Annotated in this window: 16 protein-coding genes; 9 read left to right on the plus strand and 7 right to left on the minus strand. The window is 66.1% G+C overall.

Features of this window, described 5'->3' with window-relative positions; translation table 11 throughout:
- Positions 1-11 precede the first annotated feature (11 nt).
- From ACS8YF_RS00080 to ACS8YF_RS00105, 6 genes are all read left to right on the plus strand, one after another.
- Positions 12-1,094 (plus strand): phosphotransferase family protein, encoded by a 1,083-nt coding sequence (locus ACS8YF_RS00080; protein ID WP_440848190.1) that lies wholly within the window; start codon positions 12-14, stop codon positions 1,092-1,094.
- 40 nt (positions 1,095-1,134) lie between these two features.
- Positions 1,135-1,923 (plus strand): 5'/3'-nucleotidase SurE, encoded by a 789-nt coding sequence (gene surE, locus ACS8YF_RS00085; protein WP_440848191.1) that lies wholly within the window; start codon positions 1,135-1,137, stop codon positions 1,921-1,923.
- A gap of 201 nt (positions 1,924-2,124) precedes the next feature.
- On the plus strand, positions 2,125-3,780 hold the full coding sequence (locus ACS8YF_RS00090) for a long-chain-fatty-acid--CoA ligase (protein WP_440848192.1): 1,656 nt from the start codon (positions 2,125-2,127) through the stop codon (positions 3,778-3,780).
- Between the two features lie 49 nt (positions 3,781-3,829).
- Entirely contained in the window at positions 3,830-5,917 is a 2,088-nt protein-coding gene (locus ACS8YF_RS00095; protein ID WP_440848193.1) for a 3-hydroxyacyl-CoA dehydrogenase NAD-binding domain-containing protein, read from the plus strand.
- Between the two features lie 22 nt (positions 5,918-5,939).
- Positions 5,940-7,121: an acyl-CoA dehydrogenase family protein gene (locus ACS8YF_RS00100; RefSeq protein WP_440848194.1), complete on the plus strand. Its 1,182-nt coding sequence runs from the start codon at positions 5,940-5,942 to the stop codon at positions 7,119-7,121.
- Between the two features lie 20 nt (positions 7,122-7,141).
- Complete coding sequence (locus ACS8YF_RS00105) at positions 7,142-8,305, plus strand: acyl-CoA dehydrogenase family protein (protein WP_440848195.1); 1,164 nt, start codon at positions 7,142-7,144, stop codon at positions 8,303-8,305.
- Positions 8,306-8,462: 157 nt separating this feature from the next.
- On the opposite strand, the gene ACS8YF_RS00110 is transcribed toward ACS8YF_RS00105, so the two are convergent.
- Positions 8,463-9,053, minus strand: a complete 591-nt coding sequence (locus tag ACS8YF_RS00110) for an acetate uptake transporter (protein WP_440848196.1) — start codon at positions 9,051-9,053, stop codon at positions 8,463-8,465.
- 288 nt (positions 9,054-9,341) lie between these two features.
- The gene (locus tag ACS8YF_RS00115; protein WP_440848197.1) at positions 9,342-9,683 is read right to left on the minus strand and encodes a hypothetical protein; all 342 of its coding nucleotides are present in this window, start codon (positions 9,681-9,683) and stop codon (positions 9,342-9,344) included.
- A 134-nt stretch (positions 9,684-9,817) separates the two neighbouring features.
- Here ACS8YF_RS00115 and ACS8YF_RS00120 point away from each other — a divergent pair, with 134 nt between their 5' ends.
- From ACS8YF_RS00120 to ACS8YF_RS00130, 3 genes are all read left to right on the plus strand, one after another.
- On the plus strand, positions 9,818-10,720 hold the full coding sequence (locus tag ACS8YF_RS00120; protein ID WP_440848198.1) for a LysR family transcriptional regulator: 903 nt from the start codon (positions 9,818-9,820) through the stop codon (positions 10,718-10,720).
- A 210-nt stretch (positions 10,721-10,930) separates the two neighbouring features.
- Positions 10,931-12,097, plus strand: coding sequence for an acyl-CoA dehydrogenase (locus ACS8YF_RS00125; protein ID WP_440848199.1), 1,167 nt, complete (start codon positions 10,931-10,933; stop codon positions 12,095-12,097).
- Positions 12,098-12,170: 73 nt separating this feature from the next.
- Positions 12,171-13,154, plus strand: coding sequence for an NADPH:quinone oxidoreductase family protein (locus ACS8YF_RS00130; RefSeq protein ID WP_440848200.1), 984 nt, complete (start codon positions 12,171-12,173; stop codon positions 13,152-13,154).
- 92 nt (positions 13,155-13,246) lie between these two features.
- Here the strand turns inward: ACS8YF_RS00130 and ACS8YF_RS00135 are convergent, their stop codons facing one another.
- The 5 genes from ACS8YF_RS00135 to ACS8YF_RS00155 form a co-directional block, all read right to left on the minus strand.
- Positions 13,247-13,801 carry an NUDIX domain-containing protein gene (locus ACS8YF_RS00135; RefSeq protein WP_440848201.1) on the minus strand — a complete coding sequence of 185 codons (555 nt, stop codon included), beginning with the start codon at positions 13,799-13,801 and terminating at the stop codon, positions 13,247-13,249.
- Between the two features lie 16 nt (positions 13,802-13,817).
- Complete coding sequence (locus ACS8YF_RS00140; protein ID WP_440848202.1) at positions 13,818-15,812, minus strand: transglutaminase TgpA family protein; 1,995 nt, start codon at positions 15,810-15,812, stop codon at positions 13,818-13,820.
- The gene (locus ACS8YF_RS00145; protein WP_440848203.1) at positions 15,812-16,756 is read right to left on the minus strand and encodes a DUF58 domain-containing protein; all 945 of its coding nucleotides are present in this window, start codon (positions 16,754-16,756) and stop codon (positions 15,812-15,814) included. The genes ACS8YF_RS00140 and ACS8YF_RS00145 overlap by 1 nt, the downstream gene beginning before the upstream one ends.
- 16 nt (positions 16,757-16,772) lie before the next feature.
- A complete protein-coding gene (locus ACS8YF_RS00150) occupies positions 16,773-17,681 on the minus strand; it encodes an AAA family ATPase (protein ID WP_440848384.1) in 909 nt (302 codons plus the stop codon).
- Positions 17,682-17,804: 123 nt separating this feature from the next.
- Positions 17,805-18,299 carry an FxsA family protein gene (locus ACS8YF_RS00155; RefSeq protein ID WP_440848204.1) on the minus strand — a complete coding sequence of 165 codons (495 nt, stop codon included), beginning with the start codon at positions 18,297-18,299 and terminating at the stop codon, positions 17,805-17,807.
- Positions 18,300-18,413: the final 114 nt, after the last annotated feature.

An 18,413-nucleotide genomic window follows, 5' to 3' on the forward strand; every position in this document is an offset into this window, starting at 1 on the left:
GAGGACGCGTTATGAGCGAACAAGAGGCAGGCGAGCCAGCGCTGGTTGATATTCGAAGCGCCCATCGGTTCGATACCGGCGCACTCGAACGCTATCTTGAGCGCGAAGGGCTGCTCACGGGTGCGCTGTCGGTGAAGCAGTTCCAGGGTGGCCAGTCGAACCCGACCTTCCTGTTGCAGATCGGCGAAGGCGAACGCGGCGCGCGCTATGTGCTGCGCAAGCAGCCGCCGGGCAGGATTCTGCCCTCGGCGCATCGCGTGGACCGGGAATACCGGGTGATGGATGCCCTGGCGAACGTACCCGACGTGCCGGTTCCGGCCATGCGCAGCTACTGCGATGACGCCGCGGTGATCGGTACGCCGTTCTATGTAATGGATTATGTCGAGGGCCGGGTGTTCAATAACCAGCCCACCCTGGCCGATGTTGCGCGCGATCAGCGGGCCGGGGTGTATCACCGCATGATCGATACGCTGGCGGCGCTGCATTCCGTCGATGTGGCGGCAGTCGGGTTGTCCGATTTCGGCAAGCCCGAGGGCTATGTCGAGCGCCAGGTTGCCCTCTGGCGCAAGCAGTACGACCAGTCCACCGACGAACCCGACCCGGCCATGATCGCGCTCGGCGACTGGCTCGCCGAACATCTGCCGCCGGACAGCCCGCCGACCATCGCCCATGGCGATTTCCGCATCGGCAATCTGCTGCTGGCGCCGGATCTGTCGGCAGTGCGTGCGGTGCTCGACTGGGAGCTCGCCACGCTCGGGCATCCCCTGGCCGATCTGGCCTATGCCTGCCTGCCGTACTACCTGCCGCCGGGCCAGGCGGGTCTGCCCGGTCTGGTGGGCCTCGACCTGGCCGAACACGGCATCCCGGATGAGGCCGAGTTGCTCGCGCGCTACCGCGCGCGCCGCAATCTCGCTCAGATCGATGACTGGCCCGTGTTCATCGCTTTTTCGCTGTTCCGGATCGCCGCCATCCTGCAGGGGGTCTATGCGCGCGCGGTTCAGGGCAATGCCAGCAACGCCAATGCACTGGAAGTCGGGCGCCAGGCCGGCCGGCTGGCCGAGCGCGGCTGGGAAATCGCGCGAAGCCACGATTGACCGGCAGTTCGCTCGGCCCGTTTTTGAATCGAGAGTCGGCATGACGCGCTTTCAGCGCATCCTGGTCACCAATGACGATGGCATCGATGCGCCGGGCTTGGCGGTGGCCGAACAGCTGGCCACCACGCTGGCCGACGAGGTATGGGTGGTCGCGCCGCAGACCGACCAGTCCGGTGTAGGCCAGGGCATTTCCATGCACCAGCCACTGCGAGCGCTACGTCGCGAGGCGCGTCGCTATGCGGTTTCCGGTACCCCGGCCGACTGCGTGATGTATGCGCTGGCTGCGCTGTGTGCAGATCGGGCCCCCGATCTGGTGCTGTCCGGGGTGAACTGGGGCGCCAATCTGTCCGATTCGGTGATGTATTCCGGCACCGTGGGCGCGGTGCTGGCTGCCAACCATCTCGGCATCGACGCCATCGCGCTCAGCCAGGCCTATCATGCCGGCGCCGCGCCGGATTTCAGCGTGGCCCGGGCTTATGCCCGACGGGTCATCGAGTCGTTGCTGGCCCGGCGGGCCCGCGACGGCAGCTGCTGCTGGAGTGTCAACTTCCCCATGCAGCCGCTGGATTCCATACGCGGCCTGCGTTTCACCCGTCAGACCCGGGGTGCGATTCGTGCCCCGAAGCTGACGCCAGTCACCGCCAACGATCCGCACGCTGGCCAGTGGCTGGGTTTCCACAGCAACGCAGCTGCGGTCGACGACCCGCGCGGCGATGTCGCGGCCTTGCGCGAGCACCATGTCTCGGCCACGCCGCTGCACGGCACGCGCTGCAACGAAGCGTTGCTCGCGCGGACGGCGGACGATCCGGATATCGATATTCGCCGCTGAGCGATGAGCGGCTGATCGTCATGGCGCGCCGGGCCATGGACTGCATTGCGCCGGCGTACGACATTGGAATTAAAAAATGGAATGTCGTTTCAAAATACATTGACGCCACCGGCGGCCGGTGACAGAGTCGGATCCATCCGGATAAAACATGCGCTTGAGAACGCGTGGCCGGGTCTGTTGGACGACGAGGAGATGCACGCAATGTTCGATCGGCACCATGCCGTATGGCCCGCCTACCTGCCGCACCGTCTGGCCCTGCCCCGGACCAGCGTGTTCGCCAATCTCGCGATTTCCGCGCAGCGCTATCCGGAGCGTGACGCGATCCTTTATTACGGCGCCGCGATGACGTATGCCGCGCTTGAGCGCGAGGCGCTGGCGCTGGCCGGCTATCTGACAGCGCAGGGCGTGGCCCGCGGCGACCGGGTACTGCTCTATATGCAGAACGCGCCGCAGTACGTTGTTGCCTTCTATGCGATTCTGCGCGCCAATGCGGTGGTGGTGCCGGTCAATCCGATGAATCGCACCGGCGAAATCGAACACTACGCCCGCGATACCGAAGCCCGCCTGTGCCTCTGCGGCCAGGAGCGTCTGGCCGAGGTCACGCCGCTGGTCGAATCCGGGCTGCTGGACGAGATCGTGGTGACGGCCTACAGCGAGTACGCGCCGGCGGCCTGCGATTTCGAACTGCCGGCGGAGGTCTCGGCACCGTTCGAAACACCGCAGGCAGCCGGGGTGACCGCCTGGCGCGATGCCATGGCCGCCGGCCACGCGCCGCCGGCGCTTGACGTCGGCCCCGACGATCTCGCGGTATTGCCCTACAGCTCCGGCACCACGGGCCAGCCCAAGGGTTGCATGCATACCCACACCTCGGTGATGGCCACGGCGGTGCACAGCGTGGTGTGGAGTTACGGCACCTCCGAGGCGGTCAATCTCGCCACGCTGCCGTTCTTTCATGTCACCGGCATGCAGAACAGCATGAATGCGCCCATCTATGCCGGCGCCACTCTGGTCATCATGACGCGCTGGGACCGGCGCACGGCGGCCCGGCTTATCGAACGCCACCGGGTCGATCGCTGGACCAACATCGTGACCATGGCGGTGGACCTGCTGGCCGATCCCGATATCGAGTCCTTCGATCTGTCGAGCCTGACATACATCGGTGGCGGCGGGGCGGCCATGCCGGCCGCGGTAGCCGGCAAACTGCGCGACCTGACCGGGCTGGATTACATCGAAGGCTACGGTCTCAGCGAGACCATGGCGGCGACTCATATCAATCCGCTCGGGGCGCCGAAAGCCCAGTGTCTGGGGATTCCGGTGTTCAGTGTCGATGCGCGGATCATCGACCTGGAAACGCAGGCCGAGGTGTCGATCGGCGAGAGCGGGGAAATCGTGTTGCATGGGCCGCAGGTGTGCGTCGGCTACTGGAATCGGCCGGAGGCCACGGCCGCGGCCTTCATCGAGATCGACGGCAAGCACTTCCTCCGGACCGGCGATATCGGCCGCTATGACGCGGACGGCTATTTCTTCATGGTCGACCGCGTCAAACGGATGATCAACGCCTCGGGCTACAAGGTCTGGCCGGCCGAGGTCGAGGCGTTGATGTACGGCCACCCGGAGATCCGCGAAGCCTGCGTGATCGCCACGCCCGACACCCGTCGTGGTGAATCGGTCAAGGCCTGTGTCGTGCTGGTCGACGGCGCGACCGCGACCGAGGCCGACATTCTGGCCTGGTGTCGCGACAACATGGCGGCTTACAAAGTGCCGCGGGCGGTCGAGATCTGTCTCGAACTGCCCCGTTCCCAGACCGGCAAGGTCATGTGGCGTCGCCTGCAGGAGGCCGAATGGCAAGACGCATAACCGGATATTTGCTTCGCCCGGCGAGGGTTTTGCAGCGCAAGGAGTATTCATGAGCGATGTCGTTTCCTATCGATGCGAGGCGGGCGTCGGCCTGATCGTGGTCGACAACCCGCCGGTCAACGCCCTGGGCCACGCGGTTCGCCAGGGCCTGCTCGAGGCCTTGAACGAGGGCCTGGCCGACGAATCCGCCAGGGCGCTGGTGATCATGGGCGCTGGCCGCACCTTTCCGGCGGGCGCCGATATCCGCGAGTTCGGCCAGACACCGAAGCCGCCGGCGCTGCCCGAGGTCATCGATGCAATCGAGGTCAGCGATAAACGAGTGATCGCTGCCGTTCATGGCACGGCCCTCGGCGGCGGCATGGAGATCACGCTCGGTTGCGATTATCGACTGGCACTGGATTCGGCGAAAATGGGGCTGCCGGAGGTTAACCTCGGCCTGCTGCCCGGCGCCGGCGGCACGCAGCGCCTGCCGCGCCTGATCGGCGCGAAGGCGGCACTGGAAGCAATCGTCGAGGGCAAGCCGATCAAGGCCGCGCGGCTGGCGGAGATGGGGGTCGTCGACGTGGTAGTGAGCGGCGATCTCAAGACCGAAGCCATCGCCTACGCCCAGAGACTGATCGCTGAGGACGCGCCGCGCCGCCCGGTCAGCGAGCTTTCCGTTGCGACAGAAGAAGCCGCTGTCTTCGCCGAGTTCGAGGCCACCATCGCGCGCAAAAAACGCGGCCACCTGGCGCCGTTTCACTGCATCAAGGCGGTCAAGGCGGCCACCGAGATGGATTTCGCCGCCGGCATGGCGCGCGAACGCGAGCTGTTTGCCGAATTACTCGATTCGCCGCAGTCGGCGGCCCTGCGCCATGTCTTCTTCGCTGAACGCGAGGTGGCCCGGGTGCCGGGGCTGGCAAAGGATACCCCGCAACGCGAGATCAAGCGCGTCGCGGTGCTTGGGGCGGGCACGATGGGCGGCGGCATCGCCATGAATTTCCTGTCCGCCGGGATCCCGGTGACACTGCTGGAAAACAAGCAGGACGCGCTTGATCGCGGCGTGGCAACCATGCGCCGGAACTACGAGGCCAGTGCCCGAAAAGGTCGTCTCACGACCGAACAGGTGGAAGCCAACATGGGCCGTCTGTCGACCACGCTGGATTATGCCGACCTGGCCGAGGCCGATCTGATCATCGAAGCCGTGTTCGAGAACATGGACGTCAAGAAGACCGTGTTCGGCGAGCTTGATCGGGTGGCGAGGCCCGGCGCGATTCTGGCAACGAACACCTCGACGCTGGACGTGAACGAAATTGCCGGGGCGACGTCCCGGCCGTCCGACATGCTCGGCATGCATTTCTTCTCGCCGGCCAATGTCATGAAGCTGCTGGAGGTGGTGCGCGGCGAGCGGACCGCAGACGATGTATTGGCCACGGTGATGGCGCTGGCGCGACGTATCGGCAAGGTCGGGGTCGCGGTCGGCGTGTGTTACGGGTTTGTCGGCAATCGCATGCTGCACAAGCGCCAGGCCCAGGCGGTGGCGCTGGTCAATGAAGGGGCCACGCCGTTCCAGGTCGACCGCGTGCTTTACGATTTCGGCTTGCCCATGGGGCCATTCGCGATGGCCGATCTGGCCGGGCTGGACGTGGGCTGGCGTATTCGCGAAGGCCTGCGGGAAACCGATCCCGCCAACGCCCCGGCGCGCAACTGGATGGATGCGCTGGCCGAGGCCGGCCGCTTCGGCCAGAAGACCGGAGGCGGTGTCTTCGACTACCCCGACGGCGGCCGTACGCCGGAGCCGTCGGAAACCACGGCCGCCGAGATCGATAAATATCGGGCCGAGCAGGGCATCACGCCGCGCGAGGTCAGCGACGAGGAAATTCGCGAGCGCTGTCTTTACGTGATGATCAACGAAGGCGCGAAGATCCTCGAAGAAGGTATCGCCGCGCGGCCGCTGGATATCGACATCGTCTGGATCTACGGCTACGGCTTTCCCGCCTACCGCGGCGGGCCGATGTTCTGGGCCGACCGGCTCGGACTCGAAAACGTCCGTGAACGCATCAAGGCATTCCACGAGGACACGGGCGATCCGGACTGGCAGATCGCCCCCCTGCTCGAAAAACTCGCTGGCGAAGGCAAGGGCTTCGCCGACCTCTAAGCTGTTTCGGTAACGACACCCCATGGATATTGAATACAACGACGCCGAGCGCGCCTTTCGCGACGAGGTGCGCGGCTTTCTGGCGGCAAATCTTCCGGCCGCGATCGCCGAAAAGGTCAACAACTATCGACGCTTGAGCCGCGATGAAACCGTGCACTGGCATCGCGTGCTGGGCGAGAAAGGCTGGCTGGCGATGCACTGGCCGACCGAATACGGCGGCCCGGGCTGGTCGCCGATCCAGAAGCATATCTTCGAGGAAGAGTGCGCCGCCGCCGGGGCGCCGCGCCTGCTGCCGTTCGGCATCAACATGGTGGCCCCCGTCATCATCAAGTTCGGCAGCCAGGCGCAGAAGGATTACTACCTGCCGCGCATGCTCACCATGGACGACTGGTGGGCCCAGGGCTATTCCGAGCCCGGGGCCGGCTCGGATCTGGCCAGTTTGAAAATGCGGGCCGAGCGCCAGGGCGATCACTACATCGTCAACGGCCAGAAGACCTGGACCACGCTCGGCCAGCACGCGAACATGATCTTCTGCCTCGTGCGCACGGATCCCCGGGCGGCGAAGAAGCAGGAGGGCATTTCCTTCCTGCTGATCGACATGAACAGCCCGGGCGTGACCGTGCGCCCGCTGATCACGCTGGACGGCGAGCACGAGGTCAACGAAGTCTTTTTCGACAACGTCGAAGTGCCAGTGGAAAACCGGGTCGGCGAAGAAAACAAGGGCTGGACCTACGCCAAGTACCTGCTGACCTTCGAGCGCACCGGCATCGCCGGCGTCGGCATATCCAAGGCCGCGCTGACGCATTTGAAGACCATCGCCCATGAGTACCGGATTCGCGGGCAGCGCCTGATCGAACAGCCGGCGTTCGCCGACCGGCTGGCCGAGATCGAGATCGAATTGATGGCGGTCGAGATGACCAATCTGCGCGTGGTCGCCGCGGCCGAGGCCGGCGGCGTGCCGGGTGCCGAGAGCTCGTTTCTCAAGATCATGGGTACGGAAGTGCGCCAGAAGATTTCGGATCTCTATCGTGAAGCGGCCGGCCCCCATGCGCTGCCGTTCATCGATGAAGACGACGCCCCCGTGGGCCCCGATTTCGCCGGTGTGGCGGCACCGACCTATTTCAACCTGCGCAAGCTTTCGATCTTCGGCGGCTCCAACGAGATCCAGAAGAACATCATTTCCAAGGCCATTCTCGGTCTCTAGACACACGAGGCAGATCCGTCATGGATTTTTCATACAGCGATGAGCAGCGCATGCTCAAGGACATGGTCGACCGCCTGGTCGCCGAGCAGTACGATTTCGACACGCGCGAAGCCGCGCGTGCCTCGAGCGCCGGCTATTCGACGCAGATGTGGCAGCAGTTCGCCGAACTCGGCCTGCTGGGCGTGCCCCTGTCGGAGGACGCCGGGGGTTTCGACGGCGGCGGCGCCGAGTTGATGGTGGTCGCCGAGGGCTTCGGCCGGGCGTTGGTGGTTGAGCCGTATCTCGCGTCCGTGGTGCTCTGTGGCCACCTGATCGATGCGCTCGCCGACGGCGTACACAAGGCCGAACTCGCCGAGTCGATCATCAGCGGTGAAATGCGCTACGCGCTGGCCTGTCATGAGCCCGATGGCGGCTACGATCCGCACTGGATCGCTACCACGGCGCGCGCCGATGGCGACGGCTATGTGCTGGATGGCAGCAAGGCCGTGGTGGCCCATGGCGATAGCGCCGATCGCCTGATCGTGATCGCCCGCAGTAGCGGCGAACCGGGCGATCGCGACGGGCTGAGCGCTTTTCTGGTCGATGCCAGCGCGCAAGGGGTGGCCCGTCGTGGTTATCCCACGATCGATGGCCACCGGGCTGCGGATATCACGCTGGCCAACGTCCGCGTGGGGGCCGATGCGCTGCTGGGCGAAGCCGGGCAGGCGGGGGCCGCTCTGGACGCGGCGCTCGAACGCGGGGTGATTTATCTCTGCGCCGAGGCCACGGGCGCCATGGACCGGGCCTGTGAACTGACGCTGGAATATCTCAAGCAGCGCAAGCAGTTCGGTGTGCCGATCGGCAGCTTCCAGGCACTCCAGCATCGCATGGTCGACATGCGGATTGCGCTGGAAAAAGTCCGCGCCCTGACGTTCTGGGCGGCCTGTTCGCTGGAGTCCGCGCCGGCCGAACGCCGGCAACGCATCGCGGCCGCCAAGGTGATGGTCGGACGGGCCGGCCGCCAGGTCGCCGAAGAGGCCATACAGCTGTTCGGCGGCATGGGCATGATGGCGGAATCACCGATTGCGCACTACGCCAAGCGGATCATCATGATCGACCACTGGCTGGGCGATCATCGTTGGCACATGGCCGCGTTCCGCCGCGCGCTTGTCGATGGCGACAATGCGCTGGCGAACGCGGCGTAAGTAAGTCATCTAAGCCGCCGATCGTCGGCCTGCCGGCGGCGGCGACGGCAGGCCGACGGCTGCGGGCGGGGTTCAGCCCACGTTTGTGCCGCCGGCGCCGAGGCGCTGTTTTCATCCCGGCCGGCGCCGCCGGGATGACGTCGATGCGGCGAGTCGATCACAAGCCGCCCGCCGGTGGCGACTGCGCCGCGCCAACGGGCAATACGATGCGATCGTTGGCGCCGTTGACGATGGCGGCAAAGGCCAGATAGATGGACACCACGGCGAGCATCAATGTCGCGTAACCACCCAGCACGATACAGACCTGCGAGTCGAACCAATGCCCGAACGCGGCCAGCACGAAGCTGACCGTGATATTTAGAAAGAAGAACTGTAGCGCACGCGATTCCTTGAGCGCTCCGAGCCATAAAGCGAGGGAAACGGTGCCGAACAACAGGAAATACCAGCCGGCGAATGCCGGTGCGACGCCTTTATGAAAGAACAACAGATAAAGCGCCAGTGACCACCAGAAGGCACCGAAGGCGGTGAATCCGGTAAAGCCCAGCGTATTGCCACCAACGAATTCCAGGCAGCCGGCAATGACCTGGGCGCCACCCCCGAAGGCAAAGACCACTGCGATCAGTAATCCGATGTTATCCGGCGGATACCAGCCGGCGTTGATCATGCCCAGCAACCAGGCGGGCAGGGCCGTGGCGAACAGGCCAAGCGGTGCCGGGTCGGCGGTTGGTCGAGTCGGGGCAGTGCTCATGGGACACCCTTGATTATTGTGTATCGCGCCGTTCGATACTCACGCCCCGGATTCAATGTTCGCTATCATCATTTTGTATTATGGAATGGTGTTTCGTAATACGCGTGGTGACGAATAGGTTTGAAAGCCGGGATTAAGGCAGCACTCAATATCTAAAGGCGCGCCTCCGACTGAACGCCCGCTCCTGGCTTGACGATTCTTCCTGAAGAGGTGTGCGGGCTGGTAAAACGGGCCGAGATACGGCCCGTTACCCGAAGAGCATAGGGGCGGTCGTTCGGCTCTAGCCGTTCAGTAGGGGGCGGACATATAGGGCGATTGATACTTGAGCACAGCCGGGCTGTTTGAGCGCTCTCTCTTGAAACGCTCGTTTGTGTGCTCTGACGCCCCGTTGCTGTCAGGCGTGTGGCTGAAATCGTGCGAACGCGCACCGATCCCGGCCGGTTGCTGGAAAGCGAAGGCGTTTTTGATCTCGAAGGTGCCACCCTTTGTCTGCGTCGCGCGTTGCGGGTTCGACAGGCTGTCGGTCGCCGTTGACGGGTTGGCGGCCTGAGCCGAGATAGTGCCGAAAACCAGGCCGAAGCCGAGGAGGAGGGCTGCGCCGGTACGGGTTTTCTGAGCCAATGTGTTCATGCTCGATACTCTCGTCAATAAATGGCGATGCGTGTTTGCTATCGCCGAAGCTAGCTGTTGGTGCATACTCTATTGACTTACGTCGAGTGAATAAACCGCTAGATATTCATTTGTTTATTTAGTTTTATTGTTGAATGAATCTGCTCAACGCCATGACGACGTTCGTCCGTATTGTCGACGAGGGCAGCCTTGTGGCCGCGGCGAACAGCAGCGGGCTATCGCCGGCCATGGTGGGCAATCACCTCCGTGCGCTGGAAGAACGGACGGGGATGACATTGCTCAACCGGACCACGCGCCGTCAGAGTCTGACCGAGTTCGGTCGCCTCTATTACCGGCGCTGTGTCGATATCCTCGAGTTGGTCGAAGACACCGACATGCTGGCGCAGCAATCCCAGGTCACGCCGCGCGGCAAGCTGCGGATTACCGCGCCCCATGCCTTCGGTGCGGATTGGCTCATGCCCGCGTTGACGGATTACACCGCGCAATACCCACAGGTCACGATCGATCTGGTGGTCGACGATCGGCTTTTCGACCTCGTCGACGACCAGTTCGAAGCCGCCATCCGGATCGGCGAGCTGGCCAACGAGGATCTCGTGGCCCGGCCGCTGTCCCCGTTCCGATCGCTACTCTGCGCCGCGCCCGGTTATATCGCGGCCCACGGCCAGCCGGCCGAACCGGCCGAACTGGTCGATTACGACTGCCTGCTCTATACCTACGCCCGCCAGATTCACGCGGATCTGTCCTCTTATGTGCTGAATCTGGCCGGCCCGGCGGGCGCGGTGGATGTCACCGTCACCGGCCGGGTCTACGTCAACAGCGCGGCGGCGCTGCGGCGGGCGGCCTTGTCCGGTATGGGCATCACATTTCTGCCGGAACGTGCCGTGGCCGATGACATTGAACGCGGCGATCTGGTGAACGTGCTGCCCGACTACCGTTCGCCCGAACGGCCGCTGCATCTGCTGTATCGGCGTGACCGTCGCCTTTCGCCCAAACTGCGCAACTTCATCGATTTCGTGCTCGCGCGCTTCGGGCGCTAGCGCTCGGTGCGTGTGACCGGACGCGGCGGCGAGCGGCCGCCGAGACGAACTCATACATAAGCCGCATTAATACGAAATGGCATTTCGTTTTAGTATCGGTGACTGAATGTTTCCGGGCGTCCGGATGCTCGCGTGGTGGTGGTGCATGCGTGCCACCGGCCACGGCGTGAGCGGCCCGGATGCCCATGCGATCGACAAAGGAAGACGACGATGCAGGACTTTGCCTGGTCCGACCCCCTGCTGCTGGACGGGCAGCTGAGCGAGGACGAGCGCATGATCCGCGATGCGGTTCATGATTATTGCCAGAACAGCCTGATGCCCCGCGTGCTGGAGGCGAATCGGCATGAGATCTTCCACCGCGAGATCATGACTGAAATGGGGTCGCTCGGCATGCTCGGGTCAACCATTCCCGAGGCGTACGGGGGCGCGGGGTTGAGCCATGTCTGCTACGGCCTGCTCGCGCGGGAGGTCGAACGGGTCGACTCGGGTTATCGGTCGGCGATGAGCGTGCAATCGTCGCTGGTCATGCATCCCATCCATGCATTCGGCAGCGAGACGCTCCGCAACCGGTATCTGCCCAGGCTGGCCAGTGGCGAATGGGTCGGCTGTTTCGGGCTGACCGAGCCCGACCACGGCTCCGATCCCGGCTCGATGAGCACGCGCGCGTCGCGGGTCGAGGGCGGCTATGTTCTGAATGGCGCCAAGACCTGGATCACCAATTCGCCGATCGCCGATGTCGCGATCATCTGGGCCAGTCTCGACGGGCAAATCAACGGCTTCGTCGTCGAGCGCGACTTCGGCGGCATGACGACACCGCACATCGACGGCAAATTCTCGCTGCGTGCGTCGGCCACCGGCCAGATCATGCTCGATGACTGTTTCGTGCCCGAGGCGAACCGCCTGGACGTGACCGGACTGAAAGGCCCGTTCTCCTGTTTGAACAAGGCCCGCTACGGCATTGCCTGGGGCACCATGGGCGCGGCCGAATTCTGCTGGCACGCGGCCCGCGGTTACACGCTCGAACGCCGGCAGTTCGGCCGGCCGTTGGCGGCCACACAACTGATCCAGAAAAAACTGGCGGACATGAGCACCGAGATCACCCTCGGTCTGCATGCTGTACTGCGGCTCGGTCGATTGATGGATGCGGGCCAATGGGCGCCGGAAATGGTCTCCATGCTCAAACGCAACAACTGCGGCAAGGCACTCGAGATCGCCCGCCAGGCCCGCGACATGCACGGTGGCAACGGGATTGCCGATGAATACCACGTCATCCGGCATGTCATGAATCTCGAAGCGGTCAACACCTACGAAGGCACCCACGATATTCATGCCTTGATTCTGGGCAAGGCCCAGACCGGGTTGCAGGCTTTCAAATGAGCCGGGCGCCGATCACACCGGCATGCCGTCGCGGGCCCGCGTCGCTGCCCCTCATCAATCAAGGGATATCGCCATGAAGGCATTGCGCTGCAAACAGTTCGGGCCGCCCGAGACGCTGGTGCTCGAAGAGGTCGACACGCCGCCCGTTGGGCCGGACCAGGTTCTCATCGACATGCGCGCCGCCGCGGTCAATTTTCCGGACAGCCTGATCATCCAGGACAAGTATCAACTCAAGCCCGAGCTGCCGTTTTCGCCGGGCGGCGAGCTGGCCGGCACCGTCGCGGCCGTCGGCGAGAACGTGACCCGTGTACGGCCCGGCGACGACGTGATCGCATTCACGGGGTACGGCGCATTTGCGGAACAGGTGGTGGCCGGGGCCGACCGGGTCATGCCCAAGCCGGCGGGGCTGGATTACGTGACCGCTTCGGCGTGCGTGATGACCTATGGCACGAGCTACCATGCCCTGGCCGACCGGGCCGGACTCGCCGCGGGCGAAAGCCTGTTGGTGCTGGGCGCCTCGGGCGGGGTGGGGCTGGCCGCGATCGAGATCGGCAAGGCGCTGGGCGCGCATGTGATCGCGGCCGCGTCGAGCGAGGCCAGGCTCGCCATATGCCGCGAACATGGCGCGGACGAGACGATCAATTACGCAAGTACCGACCTGAAACAGGCACTCAAGGATCTGACCGGCGGCGCCGGCGTGGACGTGGTCTACGACCCGGTGGGCGGCGCCGCGACGGAAGCCGCGCTGCGCGGCACGGCCTGGCGTGGGCGGTTGCTCGTGATCGGCTTCGCCAGCGGCGATATTCCCAAGCCGCCCTTGAACCTGGCCCTGCTCAAGGGCGCTTCGATCATCGGCGTGTTCTGGGGAAGCTTCGTGCAGCGTGAGCCGGAGGCCAACGCCAAACAGCTCGAGACGGTTTTCGAGTGGATCCGCGAAGGCCGCCTGCGCCCCCATATCGGCGGCGTGTATCCGCTGGCCCGCGGCGGCGAGGCGATCGCCGCGCTCGCGAACCGCGAGGTCTCCGGCAAGCTGGTGATCACCCCCGATACCGATTGAATCGCGGCCACGCCCTGGCCGCGATTCCCGGAATGCGACCGCCGGTGCGCGCGCCGCGCCGGATTGAGCCGAACGGTGTTCGGGGGCGTGTATCAGTCCATATCCGGCGGTGCCTTCAGCCAGGCTTCGACCTGGGCCGGCAATTCGCGCGGCTGTGGGTCGTAGCCCTGGGCGCGCAGCCAGTCGCGCACGGCCAGGCCGGTGCCGCCGGGCCAGTATTCGGCCTCGTGCTTGGGCACGTGGAACCATTCGGCCAGTTCCTCGTTGAGCGCGATCTCGCCCTGGCCGACGAGGTGGTAGGCCAGCAACAGCTGGTTCTTGCGGGCGAAGCCGTAGGCGCCGATGAATTCGGTGATCTCGGCCTCGATGCCCAGTTCCTCGGCCACCTCGCGCACCACGCCTTCGGCCGGGTCTTCGCGCGGTTCCAGAAAGCCGGTGACCAGGCCGTACATGCCCTGCGGCCATTTCGCGTTGCGCGCGAACACCAGATGGCCCTCGTGTTCGACCACGCCCGCAACCACCGGGATCGGGTTGTCCCAGAAGATATAACCGCAGTCGTCCGCCGGGCAGGCCAGACGATCCATGTCGGCGATCTCGCGCACGACCAGCGGCGTGGCGCAGACGGGGCAATAGCGGCGTGGATCCATGGTCTCTCCTAGGCCTTCAGCCGCGCCGCAGTGGATGAAACCGGCGGGCACGGCGAATGAAATCGCGACGCTCGGCAGGGCCGGGCGTCGCAGCATAGCGTAACCGCGAATAGCGCGCGGCGAGATCCGTGATCGCACGGGCGAGCGCCGGATGCCGGGCCGCGACGCGCTCGGCGTAATGGGCCGGTGTCTCGCCGGTGCGGCGGGCGATGCCGCGGCGGGCGAGCCGGCGACACACACCCTGCCAGGCGCGCACCACCGGATCAGGCTCGCGGGCGGCCTGCATGCGCCAGGCGAGCCAAAGCGACACCAGCATCAGCAGACCGACCACGAGCCCGGTCAGGATGGCGATCGCGGTGCCGAAGCCGGCGATGCCGAGGGCCGCGAACAGACGTTGCTGGAGGTCCGGACCGTAGGCGAGAAACCAGCGGTTCCAGCCCGCGTCGACCGCATCCCAGAGCATGCGCGCGCGATACCAGGCATCGCGGCCGTGGCCGCCGGCCATGTACGGCAGATCGCCGGTGTCGGCCACCGCTGCGTCGATGCCGTCCGCGATACGCTTCGGTGCCGCCGCTGCGGTCGGGTCCACGCGCACCCAGCCGGCGCCGGCGAGCCAGACTTCGCTCCAGGCATGGGCGTCGGAATCGCGCACGATCCAGTAATCGCCGAGGCTGGCGTGTTCGGCGCCCTGGTAGCCTGTGACCACGCGGGCCGGCACGCCGGCGGCGCGCATCAGGAACGTGAAAGCGCCCGCAAAGTGCTCGCAGAAGCCGGCGCGGGTGGTGAACAGGAAGTCGTCGACGCTGTTGTCGCGCGAGGTCCGCGGCGGGTCGAGGGTATAACTGAAACCGCCGCGCCGTAGAAAATCGAGCGCGCTATGCACCACCGCGCGGGCGCCCGGGTCGTGCCGTGCCCAGCGGTGGGCCAGCGCGCGGGCGCGCGGATTGCCCGTGGCCGGCAGTGCGAGCGCGCGTTGTCGGGCGGCCGGTGTCAGATTGGCGTCCAGGGTGTATTGCGTGGCCGAGCGCGCGATGTAGCGGACGCGCTGGTCGATGGGCCGGGGCGCGACCCAGTTGCCGCCGGCCGTGCGTCGATGCGCGGCGTTGACAGTCAGCGGCATGTCGAGCGCGATCAGCCAGCGCTTGTGGCTGGGGGCGAGGGTGATATCGGTGCGGAGGGTCGGGCCGTCGGCGTGTACGCTGGCCGGCGCGATATCGCGGGCGACGCCCGGGCCCGTGTGCCAGGTGCCGTGGTCGTAATCCCAGAGCACCGGCCCGCGCCAGTAGCGGAGCGCCGGTGGCGGCGCGGGGCCGTCGAAGCGCACGCGAAACGCGACCGCGCCCGAGCGGGCCAGATCGGCGATCGAGCCCGGCGACATCGTGTCCGACAGACCCGTGCGCGCGGTGTTGCCGTTGTCGGCGGGCAGGCCCCAGAGCGGGCCGGGCAGGCGGGGAAACAGCACGAACAATGCCGCCGCCACCGGAATCGCCAATGCCAGCAGGCGGGCCGACTCCGCGGCCGATGTCGAGGGCGGGGCGTCGTCTCCGGCGTGGATGTGTACGAAAGCGGCCACGATCAGCCAGCTGCCGCCGATCAGGTACAGCGCCATGCCCAGCGACTGCGAGAACAGGAACTGGGTCACCAGTACGAAGCAGCACAGCGCCAGCACGATCACCACATCGCGATAGCGCTGGGTTTCGCTGAGCTTGAGCGCCAGCATGAGCACGAGCAGCGCCACGCCCGCGGTCTGTCCGTTGAGGTGGCCGAAGCCGAGAAACACCGCGCTCACCCCGGCGATGGTGAGCAGCGCGCGCAGCAGACCGTGTGGCGTGGCCTGCCCGAGCAGGATCCGCAGCACGTTCCAGGCCAGCAGCGCGGCGGCGGCGAAGCTCACCCAGAACGGCAGATGCAGAATGTGCGGGCCGCAAATGACAGCCACCAGCGCGGTCAGCGCGAGCCGCTCGCCGCGGCTGACGGCGCGGACCGTGTGGATGGCTCCGGTAGCCGCCATCAGAACAGGGCCAGTGCTTCGAGACAGTCGCGCCGGTGGGCCGTTCCCGTGGCCGGGCCGAGCGTTTGCCGCGGCAGGCGCAAGCCATAGACGGCGCCGTGTCGATCGGCCTCGACCACCCAGTAGGCGAGCTGCGACAGGCGCGCCTCGGGGGCCAGCGCATCGAGCGTGGCATAGTCGAACCAATGGCTGGGCGCGCGGGTGTCGTGGTGCTCGGTGATGATCAGATCGTCGGTACGCGCGCTGGCTTTCCAGTCGATGCGACGCCGGGAATCGCCGGTCTGGAAACGGCGATGGCCGGCGAACAGGGCCTCGCCGGCGCGGGCCGGCTCGGTGTGACCCTCGTCGCCGGCCTGCGCCATGGCGGCAGGCCCGAGCCGATCGATGGGCGCCGGGTAGACCAGCACCCGGGCGCTGGGCGCGGCATGGCTCCAGCAACGAAACAGGCCCATCGGGTAGCGGCTGCTGATGGTCAGACGCGGGCAGTTCAGCCGGCCGCGGCCGTGTGTCGGTACCGCGATGGACGCCTGCCCGGCCCGTTCGCGATCGACCGCGAGCGCGCGGCCGATGTCGGTGGCGCCGCCGGCGACGTGCAGACCCCGGCGCACCGGCCGCGCATGGCTTGCCAGCTCGATGACGAAGCACGCGGTCTCGCCGGCGAATACCGGCGCCGCCTGGACCTCGGCCAGCGCCAACCCGGCGAGATTGCGATGCGCACGATGCATGGAAACCAGTGCGGCGGCGGCCAGCCAGAAGGTCAGGGTGAAGGCGAGATTGTTGCCGTAGTTGGTCGCTCCGGCGAGCATGACGACCAGCAGCACGCCGAACAGTGCGCCGGTCGCGCTCGGCACGATGTAGACGCGGCGCGCCGGAATGCGCAGCGGCGGCGGTCCGCTCGGTGCACGCCGGCGGATGGCGGCGTCGATACGGTGGCTAAGCGGCATGCCGAGCGCCAAGGCGTTATACGTCGACGCGGGCCAGGAGGTACGCGGAGGGCTTGCCGGCGTCGCGCTCGCGCAGGGTGAGGCGATGATCGACCACCGCCGGCAGCACGGCCTGGACGTCTTCGGGCAATACGTGATCGCGGCCATCGATCAACGCCCAGGCCTGGGCCGCGCGCCGCAGCGCGAGCCCGCCGCGCGGCGACAGCCCGCGTTCGCACGCACTCGCGCTACGGCTGTGCTCGATCAGGGCCTGCAGGTAATCGAGCAGCGGATCGCGCACGAGGGTGGCCGCGGCCGCGCGCTGCCAGGCGATCAGGTCGTTCGGCCCGGCGACCGGCGCCAGCCGGTCATGCGACGCGTCCACCCGGGACACGCCGCCCGCGAGCAGCCGGCGCTCGGCCATGCGCGAGGGATAGCCGAGATCGATCCGCATGAGAAAACGATCGAGCTGCGAATCCGGCAGGTTGAATGTGCCACTGTGATCCGCCGGGTTCTGGGTGGCCAGCACGTTGAAGGGCGCCTCGAGCCGGTGGGTCACGCCTTCGATGGTGACCTGGCGTTCGGCCATGGCCTCCAGCAATGCGCTCTGGGTGCGCGGGCTGGCGCGGTTGATCTCATCGGCCAGCACCAGTTCCGCGAAGATCGGGCCGGGCCGGAATACGAATTCGGCCTCGTTCCTGTCGAATACCGATACACCGAGAATATCGCTCGGCAGCAGATCGGAGACGAACTGGATGCGCGAGAACGCCAGCCCCAGCGCATCCGCCAGTCCGTGTGCCAGCGTGGTCTTGCCCACGCCCGGAATATCCTCGATCAGCAGGTGGCCATCGGCCAGCAGGCAGGCGAGTGCCAGTCGAATCGCGTGATCCTTGTCGTACAGCCGCTGGCCGATGGCGCGGCGCGCGCGGTCGAGGGCGCCGGCGATGGCCGCGCGCTCCGTTGCATCGGGCTGTAGGGGCGGTCGGGACGACATGCTTGCATCGGGGAGGGTGACAGGCTCACCAGATTATCGAAGCCGCGCCTGAAAGACATCCAGTGCGCTGGCGGATCAGTCGTCGCGGTCGAGCCGGTTGTCGTGGTGCGCGCCATCCGCGCGACCGGACTTGCGCTGGTATTCGCCTTCGATCGTGCCGTCGTCGGCACCGCCGCCGAACGGGCCGCGGCCGAATCCGCCGCCGCCCGGGGTGAGAATCACGAAGCGTGATAGCAGGTTTTTCGCCAATCGCCTGCGCAGTTGCGGAATGAGCAGCACAAAGCCGAGCGCGTCCGATATGAAGCCGGGGGTAAGCAGGAAGAAACCGGCCAGAAGCAGGGCCGCGCCGTCGAGCATCGGCAGGGCCGGGGCCTCGCCACGCGCCTGCGCCGCGCGGATACGGTTCATCACGCCCAACCCCTGCCGCCGTACCAGCTGGCTGCCGATCAGGGCGGTCAGCAGCACCAGGGCAATGGTCGGAATCACGCCGATAATGCCGCCGATCTTGACCAGCAGAAACAGCTCGATGATCGGCGCGATGATGAACAGCAGTAACAGTCGTGCGGCCATGGTCAACCTCGTTCGGCACGCCGGCCGACATCGAGCCGGCGCTCTCCTCATTGATTGTGATGTGGTGCCGGATGTCGCACAGGCAAGTCGTCGTCGCGCCGCTTTCAGCGCGCC

The organism is Salinisphaera sp. SWV1 (assembly GCF_052044155.1).
Lineage (GTDB): Bacteria > Pseudomonadota > Gammaproteobacteria > Nevskiales > Salinisphaeraceae > Salinisphaera.